Annotated in this window: 18 protein-coding genes; 5 read left to right on the top strand and 13 right to left on the bottom strand. The window is 60.3% G+C overall.

Going from position 1 to position 15,681, the window contains the following annotated elements:
- Positions 1–125: 125 nt before the first annotated feature.
- The 3 genes from yihG to NQL71_RS05925 are packed head-to-tail and all read right to left on the bottom strand — an operon-like array spanning position 126 to position 3,515.
- Positions 126–1,028 carry a 1-acylglycerol-3-phosphate O-acyltransferase, YihG family gene (gene yihG, locus NQL71_RS05935; RefSeq protein WP_077182442.1) on the bottom strand — a complete coding sequence of 301 codons (903 nt, stop codon included), beginning with the start codon at positions 1,026–1,028 and terminating at the stop codon, positions 126–128.
- On the bottom strand, positions 1,029–3,128 hold the full coding sequence (gene pta / locus NQL71_RS05930) for a phosphate acetyltransferase (RefSeq protein ID WP_046820534.1): 2,100 nt from the start codon (positions 3,126–3,128) through the stop codon (positions 1,029–1,031). It lies immediately after the preceding gene.
- Positions 3,129–3,188: 60 nt separating this feature from the next.
- On the bottom strand, positions 3,189–3,515 hold the full coding sequence (locus NQL71_RS05925) for a DUF3565 domain-containing protein (protein ID WP_046820533.1): 327 nt from the start codon (positions 3,513–3,515) through the stop codon (positions 3,189–3,191).
- Between NQL71_RS05925 and NQL71_RS05920 the strand changes: the two genes are divergently transcribed.
- From NQL71_RS05920 to NQL71_RS05910, 3 genes are all read left to right on the top strand, one after another.
- A complete protein-coding gene (locus tag NQL71_RS05920) occupies positions 3,484–3,969 on the top strand; it encodes an FKBP-type peptidyl-prolyl cis-trans isomerase (protein WP_046820532.1) in 486 nt (161 codons plus the stop codon). The two genes, NQL71_RS05925 and NQL71_RS05920, sit on opposite strands and share 32 nt — an antisense overlap.
- 122 nt (positions 3,970–4,091) lie before the next feature.
- Positions 4,092–4,574 carry a glutathione peroxidase gene (locus NQL71_RS05915; RefSeq protein WP_046820531.1) on the top strand — a complete coding sequence of 161 codons (483 nt, stop codon included), beginning with the start codon at positions 4,092–4,094 and terminating at the stop codon, positions 4,572–4,574.
- Between the two features lie 209 nt (positions 4,575–4,783).
- Positions 4,784–5,887 carry an NADH:flavin oxidoreductase gene (locus NQL71_RS05910; RefSeq protein ID WP_046820530.1) on the top strand — a complete coding sequence of 368 codons (1,104 nt, stop codon included), beginning with the start codon at positions 4,784–4,786 and terminating at the stop codon, positions 5,885–5,887.
- A 109-nt stretch (positions 5,888–5,996) separates the two neighbouring features.
- On the opposite strand, the gene NQL71_RS05905 is transcribed toward NQL71_RS05910, so the two are convergent.
- Together NQL71_RS05905 and cysZ are read right to left on the bottom strand one after the other, a co-directional pair.
- Positions 5,997–7,196, bottom strand: coding sequence for a glycosyltransferase family 4 protein (locus tag NQL71_RS05905; RefSeq protein ID WP_046820529.1), 1,200 nt, complete (start codon positions 7,194–7,196; stop codon positions 5,997–5,999).
- Between the two features lie 40 nt (positions 7,197–7,236).
- Positions 7,237–7,989 (bottom strand): sulfate transporter CysZ, encoded by a 753-nt coding sequence (gene cysZ, locus NQL71_RS05900; RefSeq protein ID WP_274642386.1) that lies wholly within the window; start codon positions 7,987–7,989, stop codon positions 7,237–7,239.
- A gap of 314 nt (positions 7,990–8,303) precedes the next feature.
- Between cysZ and trxB the strand changes: the two genes are divergently transcribed.
- Positions 8,304–9,260, top strand: coding sequence for a thioredoxin-disulfide reductase (gene trxB / locus NQL71_RS05895; protein WP_046820527.1), 957 nt, complete (start codon positions 8,304–8,306; stop codon positions 9,258–9,260).
- Between the two features lie 85 nt (positions 9,261–9,345).
- Here trxB and NQL71_RS05890 read toward each other — a convergent pair whose 3' ends face one another.
- The 6 genes from NQL71_RS05890 to folM form a co-directional block, all read right to left on the bottom strand.
- Positions 9,346–10,596 (bottom strand): 2-aminoadipate transaminase, encoded by a 1,251-nt coding sequence (locus NQL71_RS05890; protein WP_274642385.1) that lies wholly within the window; start codon positions 10,594–10,596, stop codon positions 9,346–9,348.
- Between the two features lie 195 nt (positions 10,597–10,791).
- Entirely contained in the window at positions 10,792–11,130 is a 339-nt protein-coding gene (locus NQL71_RS05885) for a HopJ type III effector protein (RefSeq protein WP_046820525.1), read from the bottom strand.
- Positions 11,123–11,419, bottom strand: a complete 297-nt coding sequence (locus tag NQL71_RS05880; protein WP_046820524.1) for a DUF1244 domain-containing protein — start codon at positions 11,417–11,419, stop codon at positions 11,123–11,125. The genes NQL71_RS05885 and NQL71_RS05880 overlap by 8 nt, the downstream gene beginning before the upstream one ends.
- Before the next feature lie 95 nt (positions 11,420–11,514).
- Positions 11,515–11,886: a dihydroneopterin triphosphate 2'-epimerase gene (gene folX, locus NQL71_RS05875; protein WP_008054404.1), complete on the bottom strand. Its 372-nt coding sequence runs from the start codon at positions 11,884–11,886 to the stop codon at positions 11,515–11,517.
- Positions 11,887–11,888: 2 nt separating this feature from the next.
- The gene (gene folE / locus NQL71_RS05870) at positions 11,889–12,464 is read right to left on the bottom strand and encodes a GTP cyclohydrolase I FolE (RefSeq protein ID WP_046820523.1); all 576 of its coding nucleotides are present in this window, start codon (positions 12,462–12,464) and stop codon (positions 11,889–11,891) included.
- Between the two features lie 19 nt (positions 12,465–12,483).
- Positions 12,484–13,194 carry a dihydromonapterin reductase gene (folM, locus tag NQL71_RS05865; protein ID WP_077182445.1) on the bottom strand — a complete coding sequence of 237 codons (711 nt, stop codon included), beginning with the start codon at positions 13,192–13,194 and terminating at the stop codon, positions 12,484–12,486.
- Between the two features lie 291 nt (positions 13,195–13,485).
- Between folM and NQL71_RS05860 the strand changes: the two genes are divergently transcribed.
- Entirely contained in the window at positions 13,486–14,445 is a 960-nt protein-coding gene (locus NQL71_RS05860) for a MerR family transcriptional regulator (protein WP_274642384.1), read from the top strand.
- Between the two features lie 18 nt (positions 14,446–14,463).
- Here the strand turns inward: NQL71_RS05860 and NQL71_RS05855 are convergent, their stop codons facing one another.
- Entirely contained in the window at positions 14,464–15,069 is a 606-nt protein-coding gene (locus tag NQL71_RS05855; protein WP_046820520.1) for a hypothetical protein, read from the bottom strand.
- A gap of 54 nt (positions 15,070–15,123) precedes the next feature.
- On the bottom strand, positions 15,124–15,600 hold the full coding sequence (locus NQL71_RS05850) for a PAS domain-containing protein (RefSeq protein WP_046820519.1): 477 nt from the start codon (positions 15,598–15,600) through the stop codon (positions 15,124–15,126).
- Positions 15,601–15,681 lie beyond the last annotated feature (81 nt).

The following is a 15,681-nucleotide window of genomic DNA, read 5'->3' as shown; positions in this document are numbered from 1 at the left end:
AAAATGAAAAACCCGCCGATGAGTGATCATCGGCGGGTTTTTTTGTGCCTGGTCGGACGCCTTCGCTGGCCGCCCATCATTGTAGGAGCTGGCTTGCCAGCGAAGAGGCCATAACAGACACCTGGTTACTTGGCTGGATATTCGCGGTGCATCTGCCCCAACAACGCATCCTTGTCTTCCCACAACTGGTTGATCCAGCCCTGGAACTGCAAGCGATACTCGCCATCCTGGTCGTAGTTCTTGCCAATGAACTGCGGCGGAATCTTCAGCTCTTCAAAGTGCACCACCACGTCCGCAACGTTCCCGCACAACAGATCCCAGAAACCGGGACGCCCGGCGGGGTAGTGGATGGTCACGTTGACGATCGACTCCAACTGTTCCCCCATGGCATCCAGCACAAAGGCAATGCCGCCCGCCTTGGGCTTGAGCAGGTACTTGAACGGCGATTTCTGCTGGGCGTGCTTGCCTGCGGTGAAGCGCGTGCCTTCGACGAAATTGAAGATGCCCACCGGGTTGTCGCGAAACTTCGCGCAGGTCTTGCGCGTGGTTTCCAGGTCCTTGCCTTTCTTCTCCGGGTGCTTTTGCAGATAGGCCTTGGAGTAGCGCTTCATGAACGGAAAACCCAGCGCCCACCACGCCAGTCCAATCACCGGCACCCAGATCAGCTCCTGCTTGAGAAAGAACTTCAGTGGCTGGATACGCCGATTGAGCACGTATTGCAGCACCAGGATGTCGACCCAGCTCTGGTGGTTGCTGGTGACCAGGTACGAGTGCTGATAGTCCAGGCCTTGCAGCCCGCTGACGTGCCAGCGGGTGCGACGGACCAGGTTCATCCAGCCTTTGTTGAGGCTGATCCAGGCTTCGTGGGTATGGCTCATCAGCCAGTGTGCGATGCGTTGAGTGAGGGCGAACGGCAACACCTTGAACAGCGCCACACAGAACAGAAACGAGCACAGCAAAATCGTGTTCAGCGCCAACAACAGGGCGGCGATCACTCCGCGCAAAAACGCGGGTAGAAAATCCAGCATTTACACATCCATAGGTCGGTTGGCAGCTTGAATCGCGGTCAGGGCGATGGTGTAGACAATGTCGTCGACCTGCGCGCCGCGCGGCAAATCGTTCACCGGCTTGCGCAGGCCTTGCAGCATCGGCCCGAGGCTGACGCAGTCGGCGCTGCGCTGCACGGCTTTGTGCGTGGTGTTGCCGGTGTTCAGGTCGGGGAATACGAACACCGTGGCGCGACCGGCCACCTGGCTGTTCGGTGCCAGTTGCCGGGCCACGGTTTCGTTGGCGGCGGCATCATATTGCAACGGACCGTCGATCAGCAGCGAGTGTTGCTGTTCATGGGCGAGCAACGTTGCTTCGCGGACCTTCTCGACTTCCTCGCCGCTGGCCGACTCACCGCTGGAATAGCTGATCATCGCCACGCGCGGGGTGATGCCGAACGCCGCTGCCGAGTCGGCGCTTTGCAGGGCAATCTCCGCCAGTTCGCTGGCGCTCGGGTGCGGGTTCATCACGCAGTCGCCGTAGACCAGCACTTCCTCGGGAAACAGCATGAAGAATACCGAGGACACCAAGGTGCAGCCCGGCGCGGTCTTGATCAGTTGCAGGGCCGGGCGAATGGTATTGGCGGTGGAGTGAATGACCCCGGACACCAGACCGTCGACTTCATCCAGCGCCAGCATCATGGTGCCGATCACCACGGTGTCTTCGAGCTGCTGCTCGGCCATGGGGGCATTGAGGCTTTTGCTTTTGCGCAGGGCTACCATCGGCTCGATGTAACGCTCGCGGATCAGGTCCGGGTCGAGGATTTCCAGCCCCGGCGGCAGCTCGATGCCTTGGGCGCGGGCCACGGCTTCAACGTCTGCCGGTTTGGCCAGTAGCACGCAACGGGCGATACCCCGGGCCTGGCAGATGGCGGCGGCCTGGACGGTCAGCGGTTCGCTGCCTTCCGGCAACACGATGCGCTTGTTGGCGGACTGGGCACGCTGGATCAACTGGTAACGGAACACCGCCGGCGACAGGCGCATTTCCCGCGGCGTGCCACAGCGCTGGTGCAGCCAGTTGGCGTCCAGGTGGCTGGCGACGAAGTCGGTGATGATCTCCGCGCGCTCGCGGTCGTCGATCGGGATTTCCTTGTTCAAGCCATTGAGCTGGTTGGCGGTGTCGTAGGAGCCGGTGCTCACCGACAACACCGGCAAGCCCGCCTGCAGGGCGCCGCGACACAGGTCCATGATGCGCGGGTCGGGCAGGGTGTCGCTGGTCAGCAACAGGCCGGCCAGGGGCACGCCATTCATGGCGGCGAGGCTGACGGCGAGGATGATGTCGTCGCGATCGCCGGGGGTCACCACCAACACGCCGGGCTTGAGCAGTTCCACGGTGTTGCGCATGGTGCGCGCGCAAATGATGATTTTGGTCATGCGCCGGGTTTCGTAGTCGCCGGCGTTGAGCACCTGGGCGCCCATCAGGTCCGCCACGTCTCGCGTGCGCGGTGCATTGAGCTCCGGCTGGTACGGGATACAACCGAGCAGACGGAAGTCGCCGCTGCGCAACAGTGGCGAGTGTTCGTTCAGGCGGGCGGCGAAGGCCTCCATGCTCTCGTCGGTCTTGACCTTGTTGAGGATCACGCCGAGGACTTTCGGGTCCTTGGGGCCGCCGAACAATTGCGCCTGCAGTTCGACGCGACCGGACAGTTCGGTCAGCACTTCGTTTTCCGGTGCCGAGACCAGGATCACCTCGGCGTCGAGGCTCTTGGCCAGGTGCAGGTTGACCCGCGCGGCATAGCTGGCGCTGCGGGTCGGGACCATGCCCTCGACGATCAACACGTCCTTGCCGATGGCGGCCTGCTGATACAGGGTGATGATTTCTTCGAGCAACTCATCGAGCTGGCCGTCGCCGAGCATGCGCTCGACATGGGCCAGGCCCAAGGGTTGAGGCGGCTTCAGGCCGTGGGTGCGCGCCACCAGCTCGGTGGAACGCTCGGGGCCGGTGTCACCCGGGTGGGGCTGGGCAATCGGCTTGAAAAAGCCGACTTTGAGACCGGCACGCTCAAGGGTGCGCACCAGCCCGAGGCTGATGGAGGTCAGACCCACGCCAAAATCGGTGGGCGCGATAAAAAAAGTTTGCATGCGGATTCTCTAAAGGAGCATGGCAATGGCGATCATCTATAGTTGACGATCTGCCGCAATTCAGTCGTCAAGGTTATCGCTAACCGGGCCCTGTGCGCACCAACCGCAATCAAAGGACAGGCCTATTTTTTCCTGGCGCTGCAACGGGTCCAGAACCCAGGCCCGCGATTGCCAGGGCGGCTGGTGCCGCAGGTGCTGGGTGTGGCCGCAGGAAAGCTCGACCACCCAGTGGCCGTCATCGTCCTGATGGAAGCCTGTAATCGTCGAATCCCGTCTGTCCGGGTTGTGTTCGCTTTCGGACGATTGCTTCGCTAAACTGGGTCTTTCAATATTCTTATGCAAAAGGTCTCGCCCCATGCTGATCGCCGCCAATAAGGCTGTCTCCATCGACTATACCCTGACCAACGACGCTGGTGAGGTCATCGACAGCTCAGCCGGCGGCGCGCCGCTGGTCTACCTGCAAGGCGCAGGCAACATCATTCCGGGCCTGGAAAAGGCCCTGGAAGGCAAAGCAGTCGGCGACGAGCTGACCGTGGCCGTTGAACCGGAAGATGCCTACGGCGAGTACGCTGCCGAACTGGTCAGCACCCTGAGCCGCAGCATGTTCGAAGGCGTTGACGAGCTGGAAGTGGGCATGCAGTTCCACGCTTCCGCTCCAGACGGCCAGATGCAGATCGTGACCATCCGCGATCTGGACGGCGACGACGTCACCGTAGACGGCAACCACCCGTTGGCCGGTCAGCGCCTGAACTTCCAGGTCAAGATCGTCAGCATCCGTGATGCCAGCCAGGAAGAAGTCGCCCATGGCCACGTCCATGGCGAAGGTGGCCATCACCACTGATTTCTGCGCTAAGCTCAGATAGCTGGAGAGGCGCCCCGAGGGCGCCTTTTTAGTCTGCGGCTGTTCCAGGCGACACCACCAAGTGGCTGTTTCGAGAAGAACACGGGAATTTGGAGTACGTCATGAGTGCTTTTCACGAACTTAATCTGACAGCCCTGGATGGTCAGGTGCTACCTCTGGCACCTTTCAAGGGGCACGTCGTGCTGGTGGTCAACGTGGCCTCCAAATGTGGCTTGACGCCACAGTACGCGGCGCTGGAAAACCTCTACCAGCAATACAAAGGCAAGGGTTTCAGCGTGCTGGGCCTGCCGTGCAACCAGTTTGCCGGGCAGGAGCCAGGTACCGAGCAGGAAATAAAAGACTTCTGCAGCCTCAACTATGGCGTGACCTTTCCGTTGTCCAGCAAGCTGGAAGTCAATGGTCACGAGCGTCATCAGCTGTATAAGCTGCTGGCGGGCGAGGGCGCGGAGTTTCCCGGCGACATCACCTGGAACTTCGAAAAATTCCTGTTGGGTAAAGACGGTCGGGTACTGGCGCGGTTCTCGCCACGTACGGCGCCGGATGATCCGAGCGTGGTCCAGGCGATCGAAAAAGCCCTGGCCTGACCTCTCCCACCCCCTGTAGGAGCGAGCTTGCTCGCGATGAGCCTGAAGCGCTGCGGTGTGTCTGGCTGACAGCGTTATCGTTGGCGACCATCGTGAGCAAGCTCGCTCCTGCACTTCTGATTCTTAATCACCAAAATCAATAATGCTGTTAAAGGCGCTTCACTCTCCATATTATCGTCGTCATAAAGTCATCCTTCGTGGAGCGTCCCATGCCTGTAAAAGCCCTGTTCAAACCGTTCCACCTCGGCACCCTCGAACTGCCAACCCGCGTGGTCATGGCGCCGATGACCCGTTCGTTCTCGCCGGGTGGCGTCCCCAATTCCAAAGTGATCGAGTACTACCGTCGTCGCGCCGCCGCTGGCGTGGGCTTGATCATCACCGAAGGCACCACGGTCGGGCACAAGGCTTCCAACGGCTACCCGAACGTCCCGCATTTTTATGGCGAAGCCGCGCTGGCTGGCTGGAAGAAAGTCGTCGATGCGGTTCACGCCGAAGGCGGCAAGATCGTCCCGCAACTGTGGCATGTCGGGAGTGTGCGCCGTATCGGTACTGAGCCGGACGCCAGCGTGCCGGGGTACGGACCATCGGAAAAAGTGAAGGATGGCCAGGTCGTGGTTCACGGCATGACCCAGCAAGACATTCAGGACGTGATTGCCGCGTTCGCCCAAGCGGCGAAGGATGCCCAGAGCATCGGCATGGACGGCGTGGAAATCCACGGCGCCCACGGTTACCTGATCGACCAGTTCTTCTGGGAAGGCAGTAACCAGCGCACCGACGAATACGGCGGCAGCCTGGCCAACCGTTCGCGTTTCGCCATCGAATTGATTCAGGCGGTACGTGCCGCCGTCGGCGAAGGTTTCCCGATCATCTTCCGCTTCTCCCAGTGGAAGCAACAGGACTACACCGCGCGCCTGGTGCAAACTTCACAAGCCTTGGGCGAGTTCCTCAAGCCACTTTCCGATGCAGGCGTGGATATTTTCCACTGTTCGACACGCCGTTTCTGGGAGCCGGAATTCGACGGTTCCGAACTGAACCTGGCAGGCTGGACGCGCAAGCTCACCGGCAAGCCGACCATCACCGTGGGCAGCGTCGGCCTGGATGGCGAGTTCCTGCAGTTCATGGTCAATACCGACAAGGTGGCACAGCCGGCCAGCCTGGAAAAACTGCTGGAGCGCTTGAACAACGATGAGTTCGACCTGGTGGCGGTGGGTCGTGCGCTGTTGGTGGATCCGGATTGGGCGCAGAAAGTGCGGGACGGCCGTGAGGAAGACATCCTGCCGTTCAGCCGTGAGGCGTTGATGACACTGGTTTAAGCGGCGTCCGGAAGGGCCTCTTCGCAAGCAAGCCCGCTCCCACAGGGGAACGCATTCCAAATGTGGGAGCGGGCTTGCTCGCGAAGACGGCCTCAAGGCCAGCAAAGGTTCAAGGAACTACCGATGCATTCGGCACCACCACCTCGCCAACACAAGCCCCCCGCAACTGCCCCTCGAACTGTTCAATGATCGCCGCCCAACCCTGGCGACTGGCATGCTGGCGTGCATTGAGCCGCACACAACGCAGGTTTTCGCGCCTTTCCAGCAACCACGCGGCAGCATCGCAGAACGCCTCCTCATCCCCCGGCATCGCCAGCACCCCGTTGTAGCCATGGCGGATATGCTGCGCCGCTGCCGCCTGGTCGTACGCCACCACCCCCAGTCCCGAGGCCAGCGCTTCAAGCACTACATTGCCGAAGGTCTCGGTCAGGCTCGGAAACACAAATACATCCCCCGACGCATAATGACTGGCCAGGGCTTCACCTCGTTGCGCTCCGCAGAAAATCGCTTCGGGCAACTCGCTTTCCATCAGCAGGCGTTGCGGGCCATCGCCCACCACGATCAGCTTCAAGGTGCGCTGTGGATAAGTGGCCTTGAGGGTGTTGAAGCAGCGTTTGAGCAAAGCGAGGTTTTTCTCCGCTGCCAACCGCCCAACATGGATAACGGCGATGTCTTTTTCACCCAGCCCCCATTGCTCACGTAGCGCATTCAAGCGTTTGGCTGGGTGAAACAACTGGCTGTCGACCCCGCGGGAGAGCAACGCCAGGCGCTCGAAATGCCGGCGTTCCAGCTCCATGCGCTGGCTGACGCTGGGCACCAGCGTCAGGTTCGAGCGATTGTGGAACCAGCGCAAGTAGTGGGTCAGCAGGCGAGACAGCAAGCCGAACCCGTACTGGCTGGAGTACTGCTGGAAGTTGGTGTGAAACCCGCTGACCACCGAAATGCCCAGGCGCCGTGCTGCGCGCAATGCCGACAGGCCGAGCGGTCCTTCGGTGGCGATGTACAGCACATCGGGGCGATGGCGCTTCCAGCGCCTGAGCAGCTTGTGCATCGACGACTGCCCCCATTGCAACCCGGGATAGCCTGGCAGCGGCCAGCCTCGGCAGAGCAACAACGCATCGTCGCTGCTCGCCGGTTGATCGCAGCCCTGGCGTGGCCGCACCAGTTCCACTTGATGCCCGCGCGCGCGCAAACCGTCGCACAGGCGCCCAAGGGTGTTGGCCACGCCATTGATTTCCGGAGGAAAGGTTTCGGTGATCAGGGTGATGTGCAGAGCTGTCGTCATGACCTCAGTGTAGGCTGAGGCCATGTCGGCGTTGTGACGGTGGGATGATGGATTTGTGACCGACTCAGCGCTGGGTCACCAGGTTTTCCGTCCCACGCTCACGCACCCAGAACAGAGTCGCGCCAGCCACGGCCGCCGGCATCATCAGGATGTTGACCACCGGGATCAGCAGCATCAGGTAGACGATGCCGCCGAAACTCATGCTCTGCCAGCGCTTCTGGCGCAGCCAGGCGAGCATCTCGTTCCAGCCGAGCTTGTGGTTGTCCGCCGGGTAGTCGATGTACTGGATCGCCATCATCCACACCCCGAACAGCAGCCACAGCGGCGCCGCAACGATGTTCACCACCGGGATGAACGAAAGGATGAAGAGCCCGAGCGCCCGGGGCAGGAAATAACCGAGCTTGCGCATTTCCCGGGCCAGGGTCCGCGGGATCATGGCGATCAGTTCGCCCCAGTTGAAGGCCGGGAAATCGTCGGTGCCGCGTACCACCACTTCGACCTTTTCCGCCAGGAAGCCGTTGAAGGGGGCGGCGATGACGTTGGCGAGCATGGTGAAGGTGAAGAACACCATCAACACCACCAGCACCACGAACAGCGGCCACAGCACATAGTTGAGAAAACCCAGCCAGTCGGGCAGGGACGGCATCAGCGTATCGACCCACAGGCTGAACTGATGGCCGGCCAGATAGATCAATCCGACGAACAGCACCAGATTGATCACCAGTGGAAGTAATACAAAAAGGCGCAGGCTGGGGCTGAGTACCAGTTTCAGGCCTTCACGCAGATATTGCGGGCCGGACAGGACAGGGGCGGGCATAGGGTGCTCCGAGCAAAGGAAAACGCGCCGACCTTACCGGCTTTGCCGGACAGGCGAAAGCGCGACATCGACATCGACATTAACTGTAACAAAGGCGCCCCGATCATCACTCAGTCAGGATAGAGACCACCTATGAGCTGGATTGTTAAACCGTATTTCCTTAATCTTCGCCCCCTCGATACGCTGCACCCAATCTTTTTACAGGACTGTCGAGTTCAAGCCTTCCCCAAGTGCTTTCAATGGTCCTTTTTTATTCCCGCCGGTCATCCGGCGTTCCGCGCCCGGTATTGCGGGCCGGTCAACAGGAGCAGGTCATGTCTGAAGTCCGTCATTCGCGAGTGATTATTCTCGGTTCCGGCCCTGCCGGTTATAGCGCCGCCGTTTATGCCGCCCGTGCCAACCTCAAGCCACTCTTGATCACCGGCATGCAGGCCGGCGGTCAACTGACCACCACCACTGAAGTCGACAACTGGCCGGGCGACGTCCATGGCCTGACCGGCCCGGTGCTGATGGAACGCATGAAAGAGCACGCCGAGCGCTTTGAAACCGAAATCGTGTTCGATCACATCAATGCCGTGGACTTCGCTGCCAAGCCGTACACCCTGACCGGCGACAGCGCGACCTACACCTGTGACGCCCTGATCATCGCCACCGGCGCCAGCGCTCGTTACCTGGGCCTGCCATCGGAAGAAGCGTTCATGGGCAAAGGCGTTTCCGCGTGCGCGACCTGTGACGGTTTCTTCTATCGCAACAAGCCAGTGGCCGTGGTGGGTGGTGGCAACACCGCTGTTGAAGAGGCCCTGTACCTGGCGAACATCGCCAGCACCGTGACCCTGATCCACCGTCGCGAAACCTTCCGCGCCGAGAAGATCCTGATCGACAAACTCAATGCCCGCGTCGCTGAAGGCAAAATCATCCTGAAGCTGAATGCGAACCTGGACGAAGTCCTGGGCGACAACATGGGCGTGACCGGTGCTCGTCTGAAGAACAACGACGGCAGCTTCGACGAGATCAAGGTCGACGGCGTGTTCATCGCCATCGGCCACACCCCGAACACTTCGTTGTTCGAAGGCCAGTTGACGCTCAAAGACGGTTACCTGGTGGTGCACGGCGGCCGTGATGGCAATGCCACTGCGACCAACCTGGAAGGCATCTTCGCTGCCGGTGACGTGGCTGACCACGTCTACCGTCAGGCCATCACCTCCGCTGGCGCCGGTTGCATGGCGGCACTGGATGCCGAGCGTTACCTGGACAATCTGCAGAACGCCTGATTCTGCGCTTGTAAAAAAACCGGCTTCGGCCGGTTTTTTTGTACGTGCAATTCAATGCCTGAAGACTATCCCTCAGGGGGGGTGTTCAGGTCAGTTTGGCCAGGCACGCCTCGAGAATGTCCAGGCCTTCCTCCAGTACCGCAGATTCCGTGGTCAACGGCGCCAGCAACCGGATGATGTGCCGAGATTTACCGCTGGGCATCAGCAGCAAACCGGCGTCTCGCGCCAGGGCCAGCAGTTGCGTCAACTGCGCCGGAGCCGGTGTGCCGTCGGCGAGGGCCAGCTCAATGCCGCGCATCGCGCCAACGCCGGTCAGGCGCCCCAGGTACGGTGACAGATTGCGATCGCGCCAGGATTGGTAGCGACTGACGATCGCTTCTTCCTGCTGCGAGCCCCAGGCCTGCAGATTGGCGTCAGTCATTTCGTCCAGCGTCGCCAGTGCAGCAGCGCAGGCGATCGGGTTGCCGGAGTACGTGCCGCCGAGCCCACCCTTGGGCAAGTTGTCGAGCAGCGACTTGCGCCCGACCACCGCCCCCAACGGCACGCCGCCGGCAATGCTCTTGCCCAGCAGGATCAGGTCAGGTTCGATGCCCAGTCGCGAGAACGCAAAACGCTGGCCAGTACGACCGAAGCCGGACTGGATTTCATCGGCAATCAGGACGATGCCTTTTTCATCGCAAAACGTGCGCAAAGCCTGGGCGAACTCGACATCCATGGCCAGGAAGCCCGCTTCGCCCTGCACCGGTTCGACGATGAAGCAGGCCACGTCCGCAACATCGATCTCGACGCTGAACAGGCGCTGCATGGCTTTCAGGGCCTCGACACAGGTCACGCCGTTGTCGCGGCTGGGGAACGGCAGGTGATACACCGGCCCGGGCAACACCCCGACTTTCTGTTTGTAGGGTGCGACCTTGCCATTGAGGTTGAGGGTCGCCAGGGTCCTCCCGTGGAAAGCACCATCAAAGGCAATCACGGCCGTGCGCCCGGTAGCGCCACGGACGATCTTCAGCGCATTCTCCGCCGCTTCGGCGCCGCTGTTGGTGAGCATGCCGCTGACCGGGTAATCGACCGGCATAAAGGCGCTGAGACGCTCCATCAGGTCGATGTAGGGCGTATGGGGGGCGGCGTTGAAGGCGTAATGAGTCAGCCGGGTGGCTTGTTCGCGGATGGCATCGACGATGCGCGGATGGCAATGGCCGAGGTTCAGCACGCCAATGCCGCCGACAAAGTCGATGTAGCGCTTGCCATCGGTGTCCCAGACCTCGGCGTTTTTGCCGTGGCTGAGGGTGACAGGGTGAACGATGTTGATCGACTGGCTGATGGTTTCGCTGCGCATGGGGGCCGGCTCGGAAGAAGGAGGACTTCTTTTTATCTAAGCCGCGGGCAGTGGTGGCGGGCAAACGAAATAAAGTGGGCGGGTCAATCTTAAAAGTCGGGACGTGTTGAAACGCAGAACCTGTAGGAGCTGGCTTGCCAGCGAAGGGGCCCCTGAATTTTGCATCACCCTTCAGGACGCCTTCGCCGGCAAGGATCAGCGGCGGGTCAGGGGCTGCTGTGTGAACTTCACACCGGCCAGGCCATGCACCATCAACGCACGGATATTGCCGTGATCGCTGCCCTCGGGCGTCGCCAGCACCGAACGATAATGTTCGCCGAACGCCAGCAGCGCTTCCTCATCGCTCAGCCCTTCCAGCAATGCCATGCCCAGGGTCTTGCACGAACCTTCGTTCTGCCCGGCGGCGTTTTCCACACCGCCATTGTTGAAGGCCTGGGGCTGGTAGTCGTAACCGGCGGCAATGAACGCCAGGGTATCGGCGAAGGCGTGTTCGCCGCTGTTGAGGCTGGCGCGCAGGGTATTCAAATCACTCATTAGGTTTTCCTTTGGCGAACGCCGCCTGTTGCTCGGCGCTGGCTTCTTGCTGAAATTGGGCTTTCCACTCGGCGTACGGCATGCCGTAGACGACTTCGCGGGCTTCATCGAGGCTGACCTCGATCTGGCGTTCATCGGCCGCGGCCTTGTACCACTTGGACAGGCAGTTGCGGCAGAAACCCGAGAGGTTCATCAGGTCGATGTTCTGCACATCCTTGCGGCTGTCCAGGTGGGCCACCAGCCGGCGGAAGGCGGCGGCTTCGAGCTCAAGGCGTTCTTGATCGGTCATGGATTTTCTCTGGGACAGCTTCAAGCGGCAAGCTTCAAGCTGAAAGATGGATGGCGGTGAGTCGAAGTTTACAGCTTGCCGCTTCAGGCTTGAAGCTAGCGGCTCGCTGCAAGCGTGATCGACACCGACTCGGCGAATCGCAGGGCGTGGGGCTTGTCGACCTCGACTTCGGCGTACAGCACCGACTCATTGGCCATGACCAGGTCCAGCAGCTCCTGGGTCAGGCGTTCGAGCAGGGCGAAGCGATTGCCTTCTACGTGCGCGATGATCGCCTTGGTGATGGTGCGGTAGTTCAGTGCGTGATCGATATCGTTGTCGCGCACCGCTTCCTGGGCCGCATAGAGGATGGTCAGGTTGATCAACACATCCTGCTTGTTGAGGATCTCATCCTCGTTGATGCCGATGTAGGTGCGCAGGCACAGGTCCTTGACCCGGATGCGCGCCATGCCTGGTTGAAGTTGTGGCATTGCTACTTGCTCCGTCCAATCAATTGCAGGAACTCCTGGCGGGTGTTGCTCGACTCGCGGAAGGCACCGAGCATCACCGAGGTGTTCATGGTCGAATTCTGTTTCTCGACGCCGCGCATCATCATGCACATGTGCTGTGCTTCGATGACCACCGCGACACCTGCCGCGCCGGTCACCTGTTGCACGGCGTCGGCGATTTGCCGGGTGAGGTTTTCCTGGATCTGCAGGCGACGGGCGAACATGTCCACCAACCGCGCAATTTTCGACAGGCCCAGCACCTTGCCCGTTGGAATATAAGCCACATGAGCCTTGCCGATGAAGGGCAGCATGTGATGTTCGCAGAGCGAATACAGCTCGATGTTGTCGACGATCACCATTTCATCGTTGTCGGACGCAAACAGCGCACCGTTGACGATCTGTTCGACGCTCTGTTCGTAACCATGACACAAATACTGCATGGCTTTGGCCGCGCGCAACGGCGTATCGAGCAGGCCTTCGCGATCAGGGTTCTCCCCGAGACCGATGAGGATTTCGCGGTAACTCTGTGACAAGCGATTCTGGGGCGGGGAAAGCGTCATGGAAGATCCTCAGGGACACTTATTTGATGTGCCTTCCGCCGTTGACGGTCAGGGTCGTGCCGGTGACATAAGGGTTGTCGAGCAAGTAACGCAGGCTCTGGTAGATCACTTCACTGCCAGGTTCGATGCCCAGTGCGGATTTGGCCAGTGCCTTGGCGCGATAGGCTGCATCGTCGTCGGCATTGAACAGTAGCAGGGCGGGCGCGATCCCGTTGACCTTGATGCCGGGCGCGTATCGGGCGGCGAAGGACAGGGTCAGGCTGTCGAGCCCGGCTTTGCTGGCACAGTAGCCGATGTGCTTGCTGCTGCCCTTGCGGGTCACGTCATCGCTGATGTGCACGATGTCGGCGGGGCTCGAGCGTTCGAGCAGGTCGGCGCAATGCAGGTTGATCAGGTAAGGCGCCAGCATGTGCACGGTGAACATGCGAGTGAATGCCGTGGCATCGGTGTCCGGGGTTTCGGCCAGCCATTCGGAGGCGTTATGGACAATTGCGCGCAGGCTGTCGGTATGGTTTTTCAGCTCACTGATGAAGGTGAGGATCCCGGCTTCGCTGGAGAAGTCCGCGAACAGCGCAATCGCCCCCAGGTCTCGCAGGGTTTGCACGCCGGGACGTTCGCTGCGGTAACTGAAAATCACCCGCTGGCCGTCTTCGATCAATCGCTGCGCGCAATGCAGGCCGACCCGCTGGCCTGCACCGGTGATGAGAATGGGGGCTGCGGTAGAGGTCATGAACGTCTCGGGTCGCGGTAAGAGCAAAACTATACCAGCGACGGGGCGTGCGATGTCTCTGAGAAGATCGCAGGCTGCGACTTTTTAGCGGTTTTGAGTGTAGGGTGCGCCGGGCAATGGTCGCGCCGGCCGGGCGCAGCGCCGGGGTAATGGGCTGCATGTTGGGGCAAGCAAGTATTATTCCTGATGGTACCTGCGACCTCGGTGGCCCGGTAACAATCTATGTCTTGAATCATTAAGGTGCAGCGGAGGTACAATGGGATCTGAATAACACATGGATGTAGGCCGATAATGCCTGTCTTGACCGACGTTGACCTGGAAGTGTCACCGGCGCTCTCCTTGGAACGGGAGGAGCTTTTTCCGATTCGTGAGGTGGCGCGCCTGACCGGCGTGAACCCGGTCACGCTTCGCGCATGGGAGCGACGTTATGGCCTGATCGTACCCACGCGCACCGAAAGCGGACATCGCTTGTATTCGATGACCGACATCGATCGAGTGCGAAGCATCCTTAGCTGGATCGAACGCGGTGTAGCGGTCAGCAAGATCGGCAAGATCCTGGCCAAGGCAGCGCCCCTGCAGGCACTGGCCCACATCCTCCCCGACGATCTGGTGCAGGCCGATTACGCACAGTGGCAACAACAGCTTGCGGCCGCCGTCAGTGCTTTTGACGACGCCCGGCTGGATCAGGTCTACGGGCAGATATTTTCCAGCTACTCCCAGCCGGTTGTTTACCAGGACATCCTTCTTCCGCTGTGGCGGCAATTGCTGCAGCGCCAGGACACGTTTGGCCGGGCCAGCGAGTGGTTGTTCCTTGATGGTTTCCTGCGCTCGCGAGTGGTGCAGCGTCTGCTGCTGAACCGTGACAAGCACCCCAGGCGAGTCATCGTCAGTGCCTTGGCAGGCCAGTGTCGCGAACTTGAACTGCTCATCGCTGCCCTGTTTCTCGCCAACGATCAAATGGGAGTGCGTGTGCTGACCACCGGGCAGCCGTTCGACGAACTGACCCTGGTCTGCGAGAGGATCAAGCCACGGGCGCTGGTGCTGTTTTCCAACCATGTCCCCACCCCCGACTTGCCCCGTCGCCTGAATCGGCTGGCGATGAGCCTGGAGTGTCCGTTGTTGTTGGCCGGTGATGCCAGTGACCTGGCACAGGAAAGCCTGGCCGGGTCATCGATCGGTTGCCTTGGGAGTGAGGGGACGGTGATGCGTCAGCGCCTCAACCAGTTTCTGGCGGGTAACCTCGATACCTGAGATTCAGCGGGGCAGGGATCAGAGGTGCAGGGTGGGGTGGGTCAAGCGATGCTGTTGCAGGATGAACTGGCGCAGGCGCTCGGTTTCATCCAGGTCGTTCTGGCTTAACTGGTAGGCAAAGAAACCCTGCTCGGTTTCTTTTTCGAGCGTGCCACGCAGTGCGATGCGCTCATAGCCTGACGGGCTGAACCACAACGCGAAATGCTTGGGTGCCTTGGTCTTGTTGCGAATCTCCAGCAAAACCCCTTTGAACGATACCTCGTGCACCCACAGGGTGCCGGGTTGACCCTTGGCATTTTCCAGCGCCACCGGTTCGTCGAGCACCAGCCGCCATGGCCGGATTGATGGCCCGCCCTCATAGATGCTGGGCACGCCAAGGCGCAGATGCATGGCATGAAACTCGTCTTCCACCAAGTGCAGGGGGAAGGTCATCTGCTGGTTTTCGAAGTTGGCTTGCAGGGTGACCTGCTCATGGGCGGCCAGGCGCGTGAGCAGGTCACGGATCTGCGACCCACCATTGACGAGCAGGCTCGACGTCGCATCCCGCACATTCAGTTGCGGGTTGTGTTGCATGGTCTGGATAAAATCCAGCTCATCCTGGGTCAGGAGCGCGTCGCGTTGCATGGTGGGCTCGAAAAATTTAGTTACAGAGGCACTGGTGATTGTAGTTAATGACAATTAATTCGCGGTTTTGTTTCTGCCGTTCGTCGCTTTGAGCGCAGCAAGCTCGGCCTGAACTTCGGCCAGTTGCGCTTCAAGCTGTATCACTCGCTGCTGCGCCTTGACCTGGATGGTCACGTCTTTCTGCACGCCGATGAAATAAACCTGCCCGTCATTCGGATTTTTCACCGTCGAAAGCGACAGTTCGTTCCAGAACGGGGTGCCATCCTTGCGATAGTTGCGCAGGATTTCCCGGCAGGAGCCTTCTCTGTCCAGCGCATCTCGAATCTTTGGCAGGGCATCCTGATCGCGGTCTCCCGACTGCAGGAAGCGGCAATCCTGGTAGAGGATTTCTTCGCTGGTGTAACCAGTCAGGCGTTCGAAAGCCGGGTTGACATAAATCAGGATCTTGTCTTGGTCGCCTTCTTTTTCGGCAATCACGATACCGTCGTTGGAGGCGTTGATGGCCATCTGCAGCAGTTTGGCGTTGATCATCGGTGAAACCCTTCCTTGTTGGTTTGTCTGTGGGATTCTAAAAGAACAATCCAGACCGTGCTGTTAATATCCCGATCTTTT

Source organism: Pseudomonas serbica (genome assembly GCF_028823535.1).
Lineage (GTDB): Bacteria > Pseudomonadota > Gammaproteobacteria > Pseudomonadales > Pseudomonadaceae > Aquipseudomonas > Aquipseudomonas serbica.
The sequence above is the reverse complement of the archived record's forward strand: the minus strand, read 5'-3'. Positions and strand labels throughout refer to the sequence as shown.

Bases quoted from the DNA above. Each gene is read 5' to 3' on its own strand.
- yihG (WP_077182442.1), bottom strand. From the start codon at position 1,028: ATGCTGGATTTTCTACCCGCGTTTTTGCGCGGAGTGATCGCCGCCCTG.
- pta (WP_046820534.1), bottom strand. From the start codon at position 3,128: ATGCAAACTTTTTTTATCGCGCCCACCGATTTTGGCGTGGGTCTGACC.
- NQL71_RS05920 (WP_046820532.1), top strand. From the start codon at position 3,484: ATGCTGATCGCCGCCAATAAGGCTGTCTCCATCGACTATACCCTGACC.
- NQL71_RS05925 (WP_046820533.1), bottom strand. From the start codon at position 3,515: ATGGAGACAGCCTTATTGGCGGCGATCAGCATGGGGCGAGACCTTTTG.
- NQL71_RS05915 (WP_046820531.1), top strand. From the start codon at position 4,092: ATGAGTGCTTTTCACGAACTTAATCTGACAGCCCTGGATGGTCAGGTG.
- NQL71_RS05910 (WP_046820530.1), top strand. From the start codon at position 4,784: ATGCCTGTAAAAGCCCTGTTCAAACCGTTCCACCTCGGCACCCTCGAA.
- NQL71_RS05905 (WP_046820529.1), bottom strand. From the start codon at position 7,196: ATGGCCTCAGCCTACACTGAGGTCATGACGACAGCTCTGCACATCACC.
- cysZ (WP_274642386.1), bottom strand. From the start codon at position 7,989: ATGCCCGCCCCTGTCCTGTCCGGCCCGCAATATCTGCGTGAAGGCCTG.
- trxB (WP_046820527.1), top strand. From the start codon at position 8,304: ATGTCTGAAGTCCGTCATTCGCGAGTGATTATTCTCGGTTCCGGCCCT.
- NQL71_RS05890 (WP_274642385.1), bottom strand. From the start codon at position 10,596: ATGCGCAGCGAAACCATCAGCCAGTCGATCAACATCGTTCACCCTGTC.
- NQL71_RS05885 (WP_046820525.1), bottom strand. From the start codon at position 11,130: ATGAGTGATTTGAATACCCTGCGCGCCAGCCTCAACAGCGGCGAACAC.
- NQL71_RS05880 (WP_046820524.1), bottom strand. From the start codon at position 11,419: ATGACCGATCAAGAACGCCTTGAGCTCGAAGCCGCCGCCTTCCGCCGG.
- folX (WP_008054404.1), bottom strand. From the start codon at position 11,886: ATGCCACAACTTCAACCAGGCATGGCGCGCATCCGGGTCAAGGACCTG.
- folE (WP_046820523.1), bottom strand. From the start codon at position 12,464: ATGACGCTTTCCCCGCCCCAGAATCGCTTGTCACAGAGTTACCGCGAA.
- folM (WP_077182445.1), bottom strand. From the start codon at position 13,194: ATGACCTCTACCGCAGCCCCCATTCTCATCACCGGTGCAGGCCAGCGG.
- NQL71_RS05860 (WP_274642384.1), top strand. From the start codon at position 13,486: ATGCCTGTCTTGACCGACGTTGACCTGGAAGTGTCACCGGCGCTCTCC.
- NQL71_RS05855 (WP_046820520.1), bottom strand. From the start codon at position 15,069: ATGCAACGCGACGCGCTCCTGACCCAGGATGAGCTGGATTTTATCCAG.
- NQL71_RS05850 (WP_046820519.1), bottom strand. From the start codon at position 15,600: ATGATCAACGCCAAACTGCTGCAGATGGCCATCAACGCCTCCAACGAC.